This is a genomic window from Moorena producens PAL-8-15-08-1, from assembly GCF_001767235.1.
In the GTDB taxonomy this organism is placed as follows: domain Bacteria; phylum Cyanobacteriota; class Cyanobacteriia; order Cyanobacteriales; family Coleofasciculaceae; genus Moorena; species Moorena producens_A.
In genome coordinates, this window is record NZ_CP017599.1 from 2,524,342 (window position 1) to 2,538,157 (window position 13,816).

A 13,816-nucleotide genomic window follows, 5' to 3' on the forward strand; every position below is an offset into this window, starting at 1 on the left:
CAAGAGGATAAATTTCACCTAGAGCAGGGGTGGAGGAATCAGAAAACTCACCCCCCATGCTCTCATACCTGATTAGATATACAGATATAGCGCTACGCGCAATGGCATTGGCAAGAGGCAAGAGGGAAAAGTTTACTACAAAAGCGCAGGTGCGCTTTCCGCATCTAATTATTAAATTCGCCACGGGTCGCACCTTTTTCAGCTTTTATCAATGTCCTAACTTTAATGCGTAGTGCTATATATACAGAGTATGCGATCGCATTCGCTAGTTTTGCGTTGTTTATTTTTCGTTATTTATTTTGAGTTGTTTGTGTTGCGTTGTTTTTGAATGAGTACACACGGCTTTTGAGATCTCGTGCATCGATCCCTTTCCCCAAAAAAAATAAGAGAGCCGTCTTCAAGCTCTCTTGATCATCAGGGTGCATCTACATAATCACAATATAGCAGATTTATTGAGGGGTGTCACCCCTCATATTAATCCGTAATTTACTCAACAGTATTAGTAGTCCATATTGGATCGGGATGGGGCTGATAAATTACAATGTTGCCATCATCCTGGAGCATGAGGTAAGCACCTAGACTGCCACTAGTACCAGTATACCAAAGTGCCTCAGGGTATCCATAGGTAACAAGATTGCCATCATCCTGCATGATGGTTCTACTCACGGCTTTGCCCTTTTGCTGGTTATTCCACAAAGGGTCTCCAGAACCGTTGTAGAGAACGAGGTTTCCATCTTCTTGCTGAATGAACTTGTATTGACCATTCGGAGAGGTTATAAAATCACCTCTTCTGAGTTCTTCACCTGGGTAAAGTGTACTTTTAGCTAGCGCAGTGGCAGGGCTGGTTAGAAATAGTGTTGTAACCAAGCACAGTGCTACCAATAGCGTAATTAACAACTTCTTCATCAGAGTCTTTTTAATCCCTAAGTCAGCTCTAAGATTTTCTTCGAGTATAGTAGCAAAAAATACAGAATGCACATCAAATCTAAAGCATTGCTCAAGTAATACAAGCTAACATAATGCTTAACATATAAATCAAAATAAAATCTATATCATCCCATGCCCTAATTTCCCCATTTATCCCTATACCTAGGATCAAATTGGATTCGGGAAGAGTTACTGAGGGTGGAATAGTCTCAAATCAATGATTAGTACAGGACTTATACACCAAGACCCTGAAAACCTGGTTTGTCTGATCAGTCAAAGGCTGAAATCGGTGTAATGACCTTCAATCACTTGGTTTGCGGCGTAAATCCTATAGGATTTGTCGAACGTTACGAATTCATAGGCTTTTTAAACAAATTTTAAGTTAAGCAAATTTCTCTGAACAGAGTCTACCAAAAATTCAGCCAAGTTGATACATTAATCATAGGCACACAAACCAATCGGAATTCAGGACTGTGCCTCCTGTCCTGAACAACTTACAGCCCTAGAAACTTAGTCGTACAGATTAACAAGACATGTAGGGTAGGGTAGGCCTTAAATAACCATGAATGGGAGTAATTCAGTTTAATTCTCACCTACCCTAGACAACTAAAACCATGTCTAGCCCTAATTGGTCGATGTTTTAACTAGCTAGTGGTCATGATCTGAAGCATCTTTGTTCAGCGTCTTAGGCTAGCCAAACTGTTAAAACATCAAAAGCCAAACCACTCAGGAAAGTAAGTAATGGAGGAATATACTTTTTTGTTGAGCGTCGGCTGTAAGAATCTGTAAACCCTAGCTAGATATTTTGTTGAATAAGTATAACCATGAACCAGGTACCGTTACCTGGTTCATGTTAGTTTTAGCCACTATCAAAAGAAACCTAACACTTTACTAATTAGAGGTTGTCTGAGAAGTATCATTTGCTACATCCAAGCCCCCTAAATCCCCCAATTTTGCGGTGCGACCCAAGGGCGATTTACTCGCCCATTGGAAAGCGCACCGGAAGGGACTTTTAGAAGCAAATTGACTCTTGTTCCCCCCAAAGTTGGGGGGCTAGGGGGGCAAAATTCAGTATCAAAAAACTTGGGAGATATCCTCTTAGAACAGTGACCCCTTTTTCAGCTCGATCGGCCTCCCTTAGGGCGCGTTATGCTGCCCCTAATACACCAATCTAATATCAAGTCCGGTTCAATACCCATCATAAAAGTGTGGGAAGTGTGGGGAGATGGGGAGATGGGGAGATGGGGAGATGGGGAGATGGGGAGATGGGGAGATGTTTATTGAGGGTAATTATCCGGACATCATATAACTGTCTGCCTGTGAAATTGCGATCGCTATTCCTGCATCCCGGCATACAAAAAACGTGCAAATAGCCACTATAGCTCAGATAACCTGGCAAGAGTCGCCAGTTACTGGGTGGTGACTGAGTAATCATAAGAATAATTTCACATTGTCTTCAGTATCTTTGTCTTCTCGACCCCGACCAGAATCGCTTCCTAAGAAACCAAGTCTTAGGCCATTGAAGATAGCAGTGCGACACCGACTACCAGGTAAAAACAAATTACAACACTCCCCAGAGGTTATGTTGGGGTAAATGGTGTGGGATTTGCTGGCTTTAAATCAGTATCGATAAGCACTCAAGTAAACTATCACACTTAGGGACAAGTGGCAAGGTTTCGCGCCTTAAAAACTGAATAACCGTGACGGTGGTTGGTTGTGTGTTTGGCCTTCCCCCCAGGACAAACACATCTAAATTAATTAGATTGACAAATCTCCGCCCAGCCGCAACCGATAGAACGCAACAGATAGAACTATTCAAGCAACAGCTCCACCAGCTCAAAAACCGTTCCGCCAAAAACAGGGATGGGGAGAGACTTTATGCCATCACAGGCTGGTGGTAGTCTGCCTGGATTACAGAAAAGGTTCAAGTTGGGATTGGGCAACCACTGGGATTGGGCAACTACAACAACAGCAATTGCAACACCTACTGAATTAAACTCCTTGAGACTATAACTATCTTATCGGTTTGGGAAAGGATGATGCTCCACAAGAGTTGCTACATCTCATTGACAGAGTTTATAGTTAGATAAATCTAACCAAAAAGCTACTCTGGCAAATAGTTAAAACTTGAACATTCCCGATCATGATTTGTAAAAATTGTAATCAACTTAGTTTTCCCATAACCAATTTTTTTTGATCGATATTGTAATCACTTACAGCTTGAAAACAGGGATTTATGTTTATGTAATTATCCTTGTCATAGTTATCTTAAAGACGAGTTGTTTATAGAAATCTATAATCCAGACTGTAAACTTGCTTTATTAAAGCTAATTCAATTCAATGTCCTTATCAAACAAATAGCCAGCTTTGGTAAAACTTATGATTGATAATCTCCCGTCATCAAGTAAACTAGGTATTTAGGAATCTTGGCTGGAGCAATAATTTAATTTTTATCTAGTTTGATTATTCACTTCGTTATAATTTAAAGTTAAATTTAAACAATCAATAAAATTACCTAAAATGTAATTATTATTATATTGAAGATAGACTTTACTGTGTATAAAACAAATTTTAAAAACTAAGAGCTTCGTGTCTTTGATTTCCTTCCTAGCACCCCTTGAAACAAATCTGCTTTTTTAAGGGGGATGGAAGGGGGTTAATCAGGCAGAGGGAGTAAGCATTCAGCGGTCAGCGCTCAGCGGTCAGCTTATTTTATTCAAAAGGTGCGACCCGTGGCGAATTTAATTCTTAATGGTAAGAGCTCACCTAAGCATCTCAAGTAGCGTGGCCACAGGCCTTTAGCTGATAGCTGATACGCGACACGCGCTATAGCTGATAGCTTACCAGAGGGATTTAGGGGAATCAGAATTTTTTGACCGAAAATCCTGAGGGCGCAAGCCCCAGCAATTCTATTCATGGGGTTAGCCCGAACGGGAATTTATTCCCTAACTGTTCGGGGACTTTTAAATAATGATTGTAGTCTATAATAGTAAGTAAAGTAAGAACCCAAGGAGGTGATACACGAGTGTTGGTCATGGAGTTCAAGGCTGTTCTCAAAGAGCCTCAAAGGTTGGCAATAAATGAAGCCATTAGAACGGCTCGCTTTGTCCGCAATAAAGTACTTCGGTACTGGATGGACAATCGTGGTACAGGGAAAAAAGAACTCTATCGCTACAACACCCAAATAAGAGACGAATTTCCTTTTGTTAAAGACCTAAATAGCCATGCTTGCCAAGCCTCTGTAGAAAACGTAGAACGGGCAATCAAGCGGTTTTATGATAACTGCAAGAAAAAGGTACCTGGGAAGAAAGGCTATCCTCGGTTCAAAAAGCATTCTCGGTCAGTCGAATACAAGCAGTCTGGATGGAAGCTATCCCCGGACAAAAAGTCCATCAAATTCACCGACAAGAAAAGTATTGGGAAGGTCAAACTCAAGGGCACCTGGGACTTGTGGCGTTTCGACCAGAAGCTGATCAAACGGGTTCGGATTCTCCAGAGGGCTGATGGCTACTACGTCCAATTCTGTGTCAAAGTAGACAATCAGGAAAAGTTAGAAGCAACCGGCTTTACTGTTGGATTAGATGTTGGACTAAAAGAGTTTTACACCGACTCTGATGGATATTCCGAACCTAATCCTAGATTTTATCGAAAAGGCGAAAAACGTTTAAAGTTTTATCAACGTCGGGTTTCCCGAAAAAAGAAAGGCTCTGCTAACCGTAATAAAGCCATTAATAAACTAGGTAGACAGCACCTTAAAATAAGTAGGCAACGTGAAGAGCACGCCAAGAGACTGGTTAGAAGTTACCGCAAGAAGAGTGCAGCCTTTATAGTTGGTAGACTATGCATCAAAGGGACAGATTTTGTTGTAAGGCTGCACTCTTCTAAGGTTTCGTCTCCGGCACGCTGCGTAATCCGGTCTAACGACCTGGTCGCCTATGAAGATTTGAGGGGAAAAAACTTAGTTAAAAACCACTGTCTCGCCAAGTCTATTAATGATGCAGGTTGGTATCAATTTCGTGAATGGCTGGAATATTTTGGTAAAAAGTTTGGCAGGATAACTGTTGCAGTAAATCCTGCTTATACTAGCCAGAATTGTTCCAGTTGTGGCGAGGTCGTGAAAAAATCTTTGTCAACTCGAACCCATGTTTGTCAATGCGGGTGTCAGTTAGACCGCGATTCGGCGAAGCCGACGCTACGCGAACATAATGCCGCGAAAAACATTCTCACAAGAGCCTTGAGTACTGTGGGGCACACAGGAACTTTTATCAACGCTCGGGGAGAGGATGCCTCTACTCTTCTTGGCTCCGGCCTGGGAGAGCAAGTAACCTCGTTGAACCGAGAATCCCCTGCCTTCTAGGCATGGGGAGTGTCAACAACAATCTCTTAGCCACCGCCCCAATACTTCTGTAACTGCTACAGGACATGGTTGATTGCTCTTATTCACAAGGATCCTTCTTTATACTATGTTGTATTCACCAAAAGCTATAGTAAAAGAACTGGCTTCAACGCCTACTACACTATGCTAGAATCTGGGAAAGTCCTCCAAAATCGCTATTACCTCCAGCAGCAGCTGAATGACAATCCAGTGCGCCAGACTTGGCTAGCGCAGGATTCGCAGTCTGACACGCAAGTCGTAGTCAAGCTTTTGGCTTTAGGTGGTCCCGTACAATGGGACGATTTGAAACTATTTGAGCGGGAAGCGCAAGTTCTCAAACAACTGGATCATCCTCGGATTCCCAAATATCGGGATTATTTTTCCCTTGATGAGAGTATCCTGTGGTTTGGACTGGTTCAGGAGTATATCCCTGGTCTATCCCTGAAACAGCAACAGTCTCAAGGGTTTAGATTCTCTCAGCAGCAGGTAAATACTATCGCAGCTGATATTTTAGAAATTCTTCAGTACTTACATCAGCTCAACCCCCCAGTGTTACACCGAGATATCAAGCCAAGCAATCTAATTTGGGGCGAGGATGAGCAGGTATATTTAATCGATTTTGGAGCAGTGCAGGCTACACCAACTACTGCGGGTGCCACATTTACAGTGGTGGGAACCTATGGTTATACTCCCATGGAACAGTTCGGGGGTCAAGCTGTGCCTGCTTCTGATTTGTATGCCTTAGGGGTGACCTTGATTGAACTGCTGACTGGAGTGGCACCTGCTGAGTTACCTCAGGAAAATTTGCGGATTCAATTTCGTCAACTACTTGGTTCTACTGTTGAGCCTGGCTTGGTGACCTGGTTAGAGAAAATTACAGAACCAGCTGTGGACCGTCGCTTCAGTGATGCTAAACAAGCTACTGAAGGGCTATACACTAACCCAGTGGTTCCATCAAACAACACCTCCCCAACTGGTCTGCCAGACACTGTTGTCCGTATCCATAAATCAGCAGAACAACTGATCATTGATATCCCCTCCCACTGGGAAATGATAGTGATGAAACCCCTCAAACATGCCCTAAAACAAGCTAGAGGGGTGCTAAAGGGCGTATTTTCTTACTCACTACAGCGGTTCAAGACCTTAGAAAAGTCTAGGCAACGCCGGTTATTAGTTGGTGTTGGTTTGGGAGTAGTTGTAGCAATTTTACTGGATTTATTTAAGCACCTTATTCTTCAAATATTAGTAATTTTATTAGCAATTCCAGTATCATTACTGCCTTTAGCTATCCCAATTTTTTTAGTGATGTGGATCACATCATTAAACTCAGAAAAAGACTTTTCTGAGGCAGTTCGTATTTGTTTTGATAACAAAAAATTTGAAATTATTAAGGCATCCTTGAGCCGCAAAAAATGGGATCGAGGAGAAAACTCACAAATTAAAGAAGTTTATATTACTGCCTATCGGGATGCACAAGGCAGATACCATCGGGGGATTGCGATCACTACTCAGGTAGAACGACCATCACCCTTTGGTCAAAAATCCCAAACCTACATCTTTGGCGAACAATTACCAGAAGCTGAATTGAATTGGTTAGTTGAAGAAATCCGAGCTTGGTTGGATGTCAAATCTAGTGATTCATCACCAAGTCCAGAAGGTTGAAGGTTTAAAGTTGAAGGTTTAAGGTTCAAGGTTTAAGGTTTAAGGCAAAATAAAAAACCAATCAATACCGAAATTCAGCAACTAAGGCTAGATAGAGACACGTGACTAGATGCCGTTAAAGCGATATAATATCGCATAAAACAGTATTTAATGGACACCAATGTATATCACCCCAATTGAAGCCCAGGAAAAATTTGGATATCACCCCAGGACTTTAGCTAGGTGGGCAGAAGCCGGGAAAATCGAATGCATTAGATCACCTGGGGGGCATCGTCGCTACTTAGCAAGTTCGATAGAGCAATTGATAGATGGGGTAGATTCTCGTTCCGTCGTTCTTTACGCCAGAGTCTCTACTAGGTCTCAGTCAGAGGATCTCGCCTCTCAGGTTGAGTATCTAGGTCGGAATTACCCAAATTGTCGGTGCTATTCAGAGTATGGTTCCGGTCTGAATTTCAAACGCAAAAAATTCATTAACTTAATGGAAAAAGTCGCAGAGTCAGAGATCAAGACCATCGTAATCGCTCACAAAGACAGGCTTTGTCGATTTGGCTTCGACTTTGTGGAGTGGTTTTGCTCTCTCCACAAATGCCAGATAGTGGTCTTAAACAACACTTACAAGTCTCCACAACAGGAACTTATGGATGATTTTATGTCTATAATGCACTGTTTTAGCTCCAAGCTTTATTTTCTTCGTCGCTACGAAAAAGATATTAAGTCTACCGTCAAAAAGATGAACAAACCAAGCAAACTGTAATATACTGGACTCATGGCAACTAAGATATGGCGATGCCCAAACCAAAGAAAGTAGGAACAACAAAGAAGCTATCGACTCAAATCGTCCCCGTCACTGGGATGACCAAGTCGGTTGAAGCTGAATTACTTTCTACTATGAAAAAATTGGGTGTCGTCAGGGCTGAGTCCTACAACAAACTAGGAAGCATAAACCATTGGGGAATCGACTGGAAGAAGTCATTTAGAGAGGTCAGGACTTTCAGGAGTCCTGAATCGTTGGGATTACCTTCCAAGTTGATGGACTGGGCAGTTTGTGATGTAGCGAAAGCGATCTCAGCACAGCAAGCCGCTTGTATTGATGCGGTAGTTAAGAAGATCTATCGGAAGTTTCCTGGCGTGGATAATAAGGCTAAACGGAAAGAATTGTGCAAGCAACTTAAAACTTTAGCCTTTCTGGATAACTCTTTACTTCACCGGTGGGTAAGAAAAAAATATCAGCGTGGACACTCTTGGGTCAGAAATCAAATAGTCTACCAGCAACCTGGTTACAAGTGCAAAAGACTTTCTCGCAATACTTACCAATTAGAATTAGCTGGACTCATCAGAGGAAAAAGAAACAAGGTCGTTGTTAAGTCTAACCGCAAAATAAAAGGTCAGATCCGATTAATATTTAATTTAGACTTGGGAAGATTTGAAGTTCATTTTCTAGTAGATCATGGAACCGTTGAAATTCCTTCTGAACGTCGGAGTATTGGGGTAGACAAGGGCTATACCGAGGCTTTCTATGATTCAAGCGGCCAGGCTCACGGCAAAGGATTGGGAAAGGTTACCACGAAGAAGTCAGATCGTATTTGTGCAAAGAACCGTAACAGAGGAAAACTTTGGGCGCTTCACAGAAAACTAGAAAAAATAGATCCAGCTAAATCAGCTAGGATTCTCGAAAACAACCTAACCAGGAAAACCGAAAATCGCCGTTATAGACAGAACCAAGCTGAATTAGCGGCGATAATAGGAGCAGCTTCTAAGTCTCTTTTCAATGGAGAAGCTCTAAAAGTTTTCGCAGAAGATTTAACGCAACCAATACGAAACAAACGCCAGTCCAAGGCTATGTCTCGCCGACTAACTAGTTGGATGAAAGGGAAAATGCGAGACTCCTTACAGAAGTGGGCTAATTGGACAGGTTCAGTTGTGACAGAAGTCCAGCCTAGTTACACGTCGCAAATTGACTCCAGGAATGGCACCCTGTTGGGGCACAGAACTGGGGACAATTTTACCGGATATGATGGGGTCGTGTTGCAGGCTGACCACAATGCTGCAAAAAACATTCTTGCTCGTGGTACCGACAAGGATATTACTCGGCATATGAATCGAGTAGAAGTTCAGGCAGTGTTGTTGCGTCGTACCGCGCGTTACTTGAGAGATATTGTGGGACTAGATTTACTTGATGCTGTTGCGATTAATCTTCTCGACAGTAAACATAGTAAATCTAAAGCTTTCAAGCAACTCCTCAGCGTGATCTGAGGATCGTCGAGATAGATGAGTGGGAGGTACTCCACCACCGCATTACCACTCCTCACTCGGACCACAATAAATGGCACCTTGACCGTTTTGTGCGGGTTTATCCCAATTAATGACGGTTTAAGAGTATCACGATGATTTTGCCAGCCTCATATTTGGTGCTCAACTTAACCATATTTTTATTTAGCATATTTTTGCTTACTTGTCAATTTAATTTTAGATGCGTTTGCTCTGGTCCCTACCCCAGATGCGCCCCATTTTTTGGAGTTGCCCTCATAACACTCATAACAGTTAGTTTTCTTAAGTGTTCTGGATTACCACCACCCGAATTTATAACTTCCAAAGTTCCCTCTAGAAACTTAATCCGACAAGCTTGACGCATTATCTTGCCACTTGAAGTTTTAGGAATGCTACCTGGTTGGATCAATGCTATTGCATAAACCTGTAGTTCGTGTTGCTCCATCAAAGCCTGACGAATATCTCCATTTACTTGATCGAAATCCAGTTTTCGCAGCCAACTTCGCTCCACCTCCTGAACCACGACTAATTTCTCTTCGCCATCTACCTCAACCCCAAATGCTGCCTCAGAATTTTTACGCAGTGCTGGGTGGCTCTGTTCAACCGTAAATTCAATATCCTGAGGATAATGATTTTGACCTCGAATGATGATTACATCCTTCAAGCGCCCAGTGACAAATAGCTGACCATTCTTGATGAACCCCAAGTCACCAGTACGTAGAAATGGACCTTCACCAGTATCTGCTAGATATGCCTCAAATGTATGCTTTGTTTCTTCTGGTCTATTCCAATAACCTTGAGCAACACTCAAATCTGATACCCAAATTTCGCCAACTTCATCTGACGCACACCTAGTTAAAGTATTGAGATTGACGATAATTACTTTTATTCCACAAATCGGGAAACCACAACTAACCACATATCGAGTTCCCTTTTGATTCCCATCGCACTCAACAATCTGATTTTTCTCTAGTGCTGATGCAGCAATTGAGGCAATTTCAGGCACATCATTGTGAGACTTGGTAGCAACTAACAAAGTTGCTTCTGCAAGACCATAAGCTGGAAAAAAAGCTGTGGGACGGAACCCACAAGGTTCAAAGGTTTTAATAAATTTTTCTATAGTGTCTTTACGAATTGGCTCTGCTCCATTACTAGCTGTTTTCCAACTCCTAAGATCTAAATTAGTTAATTGTTCTGATGTAACTTGACGAACACAGTAGTCATAGCCAAAGTTTGGACTTTGGCTATGGGTTACCTTATACTTAGAAATAACCTCTAGCCAGCAGGTCGGTCTTCTAACAAATGTCAATGGTGACATTACGTAACAAGTAATACCAGAATAAATAGGCTGTATAAGTCCATCAATCAAACCATAATCATGGAAGTAAGGCATCCAAGTGGCAGCAATACTATCTGAAGTGTAGTTCCATGCTTGCTTGATATAGGCAGAATGGTGCATTACATTGTTATGGGTCACTACAACTCCTTTCGGCGTAGATGTAGACCCAGAAGTATATTGTAAATAAGCTATGGCATCTAGATTAATTTTTAATTCTTGCCATTGGTTTGCTAGTTGCTCTGATATCTCCTCAGTAAACAACCATAACAACATGTTATTATACCCAAAGTCTTTTTGCCATTCACTTGGGAACTGAGAAGAAATTTGAGATGTAGTCAGCACTAGAGAAACTTGGGCATCTTTCACACAAGCTTGAAGTCGAGGCAGAGTTCGCTTCAATCGAATTGCATCAGGTGGAGGAGCCGGAATAGCAATGACTCCTGCATATAAACATCCAAAGAAAGCACAAATGAAATCTAGAGGCTGTGAATAGAGCAGCAATGCTCGTTCCCCCCTGGTTACCCCCATCTCCTGAAGCTGAGCTGCGATGGCTCGTGACCGCTTTTCCAATTCTCCATAAGTCAAGCTGGCTGTCTCTGTTTTTCCATTAGAAATAAAGGTATAGGCTTTTTGGTTCGGTTCATTTGTTCCTCTATAACATAGCAGGTCTATCAAAGAGGTGAATTTTTTATTAGTATTCATAAAATTTGTCCTTCATTAATCATCCATCAATTTCTGAATTTTCGGCGTTACTGGAGTTTAGACTAAAGGGATAGGAGCAAACTATAAACAAACGCCAAAAACAGCCTCAGCGCTCAAATATCTGAAAATTTCAGCATAGCTCCTAAGTGATTTAAGAATTTTTTGGAAAATGACAAAGTTTTTATTACCAGACGACTAATCCTTTGTCTTCAGGTATTATTTAATCTTTCAATATGATTAGTTTTACCAGTTTTTTTTGCTACTTGTTTGTGACGCTGTCTTGATGCAAAGCGCGAGTGGGGGAACCCCCACAGGTCGGCACTGCCTCCCCAAGACCGTAATGGTGCTTTTGACCCGTAATTAAATTCGCCACGGGTCGCACCTCTGCATTGCTTTTGTCGTATTACTGTTCTTGATGCAGTCGCTCATGGGGGAAACCCCCAAGACCGCGCTGCATCGCTTTTATAAGCTTGCCAAAAATCTGTATAACACACAGCACATTGTCGAACCACTGGAGGGAAAGACTGCTACAGTGTAAAGCTTTGAGTTTTGGAAAATGTGCAATTAATTAATTGCACCTGCTTAAAGGCAATGTTGTATCACTACATGTTTATCACTACCAATTAATTACCTACTCTGGACTCTGTAACCCTTACATTGCAAGGCTTTGAGTTTCATTAAATGTGCAATTAATTTTATGCACCTGCTTACTTTAGCATAACAGGTACGGAAGAAGCAAATTTTTAAGAAAATATATTCGGCTATAGTCAATTTACTTTTTAGTTGGTATAATTCGGAGCAAGTTGTCAACAGTTATGTTTTATGTTAATAAAATATTTACCTGTTTTTCCCACAAAACCTTCCTGATTTTTCCCACAAAACCTACCTTCATTATTTTTGCAATAAAATTATCAAACCTTTAGATAGCAAGCATTTGAACCTGTTTCGTTACCCCGTCAGAAGATAGATCCTGAACAGCTTTACAAAATGTTACAATAATAAAGTGCATTTCAGAATAGCTTCTGTTAAGCTACTGAATGATAGTTTTTATAAGTATAAAAAACTAACCAACACAGTGTTTTTTTATACCATTACAGTAGTAAGCTGGAAAGGATTGAACCCTGAATATGCTCACACCAAACCAGATTCAACACTTTGAAGAAAAGGGATGGTTAGGCCCCCTAGATATATTTACAAGTTCAGAAGTGGAATCTGTCAAAAAATGTATAGAAACTAATAGTTCAATTAAAGAAGTAGAGGGTCAGCCGATGATGATGCTCTACAACAATGTCCTGAACCTCAACACATCTCGTGACCTTCATCTGTTTCATCAACCGATAGCCGAGATGTTTAAAAACAACAAAATTGTTCGGGTACTAAACCAGTTGGGTGGGGACAATTTACTATTGTGGAACAGTAATGTTTTTTGCAAAATGCCAGGGGAAGGAGAGATCAAATGGCATCAAGTTTATGATTCTTACGACCCCAGCGCTTATGATCCTCAAAAGCCAGCACTGCTTTACCCGAATACTGAAGATATTATAAATATATCAGTATGGATAGCGTTAGATGATGCTACTCTCGAAAATGGCTGCTTACATTTTGCTAATGGGACACACAAGGAAAAATTTGGGCGAGTCCAGGTACCTGCTGAGGAGGGAATGTTTGCGGGTATAAAAAACCATAAAATGGTTTGGCAAGGGCGGAGAAAATACTCAGTCGTGTTTGACTTCGATGACAATGAATGGGAAGTGGAAGCTGTACCAGCGCGCATGGGGCAAGCTATTATTTTTACCGAAAGAGTTATGCATTCCTCTCCCCCCAATAAGTCCAAGCAACAACGCCGACTAGGTATTAATGGACGTTATGTTCCTCCCAGCGTACAGGTTTATCCACACCGTTTAAAAGGCGATTTCATCGACGAAAATTTTCATAATATCAAAAATCATTTTTGTATCCTGGTATCAGGGCAAGATGATTATGGAATCAATGTCGTTCGTGATTCTCATGATCTAGACAATATAGAGTTAGAATTTCAGACCATGTCCAACTTAGTTCGCTTTGGTCATGTTCAACTACCTAAAGGCAAGAAAGAAATAGAGCTTGAGACTCTCTATCAACAAGCAATGGAAGGGGATTGTCTAGAGGAGGAGCCAGATCCGATTCTGCAACCTAGAAAGTATATTCAATGGCAAGCCTGGAATCAACTTAAAGGCATGAGTTGCAGTGAGGCGATGAAGCAATACAGTCAAATAGTAGCCAAACTGCCAGTAGTGGATCAAAAAAAGGAGCTGCCTCTAGAAGAAAAAATTAAAGCTTGGTTAGTCGCTTACATAGCCAAAGTTTTCAACATTGAAGCAGATGAGGTGAATAGTACTCTTCCTTTTGAGCGCTATGCTCTAGGCTCGGCTGATGCAGCAAATCTAGTTGCTGAGTTGGGAGCTTGGCTAGAACGAGATATTCCTGCTACTGCGCTTTATAGTTACCCAACTATAGAGTTTTTGGCTGAGCATTTAGTTTCGTCATCCTGAAGATAAGGTGCA

The 13,816-nt window shown here is 41.5% G+C and carries 10 protein-coding genes and 1 pseudogene; 8 read left to right on the forward strand and 3 right to left on the reverse strand.

The window, feature by feature from the left end:
* Window positions 1-486 precede the first annotated feature (486 nt).
* Window positions 487-978, reverse strand: a complete 492-nt coding sequence (locus BJP34_RS09685) for a hypothetical protein (protein ID WP_202972083.1) — start codon at window positions 976-978, stop codon at window positions 487-489.
* Window positions 979-2,144: 1,166 nt separating this feature from the next.
* Here BJP34_RS09685 and BJP34_RS42825 point away from each other — a divergent pair.
* The 6 genes from BJP34_RS42825 (at window position 2,145) to BJP34_RS09710 (ending at window position 9,217) form a co-directional block, all read left to right on the forward strand.
* Window positions 2,145-2,300, forward strand: a complete 156-nt coding sequence (locus BJP34_RS42825; protein ID WP_158517106.1) for a hypothetical protein — start codon at window positions 2,145-2,147, stop codon at window positions 2,298-2,300.
* Window positions 2,301-2,690: 390 nt separating this feature from the next.
* A complete protein-coding gene (locus tag BJP34_RS42830; protein ID WP_158517107.1) occupies window positions 2,691-2,828 on the forward strand; it encodes a hypothetical protein in 138 nt (45 codons plus the stop codon).
* Window positions 2,829-3,961: 1,133 nt separating this feature from the next.
* On the forward strand, window positions 3,962-5,284 hold the full coding sequence (locus tag BJP34_RS09695) for an RNA-guided endonuclease InsQ/TnpB family protein (RefSeq protein ID WP_418904122.1): 1,323 nt from the start codon (window positions 3,962-3,964) through the stop codon (window positions 5,282-5,284).
* Between the two features lie 162 nt (window positions 5,285-5,446).
* The gene (locus tag BJP34_RS09700; RefSeq protein WP_070392174.1) at window positions 5,447-6,964 is read left to right on the forward strand and encodes a serine/threonine protein kinase; all 1,518 of its coding nucleotides are present in this window, start codon (window positions 5,447-5,449) and stop codon (window positions 6,962-6,964) included.
* 160 nt (window positions 6,965-7,124) lie between these two features.
* A complete protein-coding gene (locus BJP34_RS09705; RefSeq protein WP_070392175.1) occupies window positions 7,125-7,718 on the forward strand; it encodes an IS607 family transposase in 594 nt (197 codons plus the stop codon).
* A 32-nt stretch (window positions 7,719-7,750) separates the two neighbouring features.
* A complete protein-coding gene (locus tag BJP34_RS09710) occupies window positions 7,751-9,217 on the forward strand; it encodes a zinc ribbon domain-containing protein (protein WP_070396582.1) in 1,467 nt (488 codons plus the stop codon).
* A 235-nt stretch (window positions 9,218-9,452) separates the two neighbouring features.
* Here BJP34_RS09710 and BJP34_RS09715 read toward each other — a convergent pair whose 3' ends face one another.
* Together BJP34_RS09715 and BJP34_RS39195 are read right to left on the reverse strand one after the other, a co-directional pair.
* The gene (locus BJP34_RS09715; RefSeq protein ID WP_070392176.1) at window positions 9,453-11,273 is read right to left on the reverse strand and encodes a fatty acyl-AMP ligase; all 1,821 of its coding nucleotides are present in this window, start codon (window positions 11,271-11,273) and stop codon (window positions 9,453-9,455) included.
* Window positions 11,274-11,386: 113 nt separating this feature from the next.
* Window positions 11,387-11,551, reverse strand: a pseudogene (locus BJP34_RS39195) (IS1 family transposase); the annotation flags it as partial.
* Between the two features lie 137 nt (window positions 11,552-11,688).
* Here BJP34_RS39195 and BJP34_RS48625 point away from each other — a divergent pair.
* Both BJP34_RS48625 and BJP34_RS09720 read left to right on the forward strand, forming a co-directional pair.
* The gene (locus BJP34_RS48625) at window positions 11,689-11,811 is read left to right on the forward strand and encodes a hypothetical protein (protein WP_267876525.1); all 123 of its coding nucleotides are present in this window, start codon (window positions 11,689-11,691) and stop codon (window positions 11,809-11,811) included.
* A gap of 589 nt (window positions 11,812-12,400) precedes the next feature.
* Window positions 12,401-13,804 carry an acyl-CoA-binding protein gene (locus tag BJP34_RS09720; protein ID WP_070392177.1) on the forward strand — a complete coding sequence of 468 codons (1,404 nt, stop codon included), beginning with the start codon at window positions 12,401-12,403 and terminating at the stop codon, window positions 13,802-13,804.
* Window positions 13,805-13,816: the final 12 nt, after the last annotated feature.

Excerpts from the sequence above, each read along its gene's own strand:
- BJP34_RS09715 (WP_070392176.1), bottom strand. The coding sequence starts at position 11,273 with ATGAATACTAATAAAAAATTCACCTCTTTGATAGACCTGCTATGTTAT.
- BJP34_RS09710 (WP_070396582.1), top strand. The coding sequence starts at position 7,751 with ATGCCCAAACCAAAGAAAGTAGGAACAACAAAGAAGCTATCGACTCAA.
- BJP34_RS48625 (WP_267876525.1), top strand. The coding sequence starts at position 11,689 with ATGCAGTCGCTCATGGGGGAAACCCCCAAGACCGCGCTGCATCGCTTT.
- BJP34_RS09720 (WP_070392177.1), top strand. The coding sequence starts at position 12,401 with ATGCTCACACCAAACCAGATTCAACACTTTGAAGAAAAGGGATGGTTA.
- BJP34_RS09695 (WP_418904122.1), top strand. The coding sequence starts at position 3,962 with ATGGAGTTCAAGGCTGTTCTCAAAGAGCCTCAAAGGTTGGCAATAAAT.
- BJP34_RS09700 (WP_070392174.1), top strand. The coding sequence starts at position 5,447 with ATGCTAGAATCTGGGAAAGTCCTCCAAAATCGCTATTACCTCCAGCAG.
- BJP34_RS09705 (WP_070392175.1), top strand. The coding sequence starts at position 7,125 with ATGTATATCACCCCAATTGAAGCCCAGGAAAAATTTGGATATCACCCC.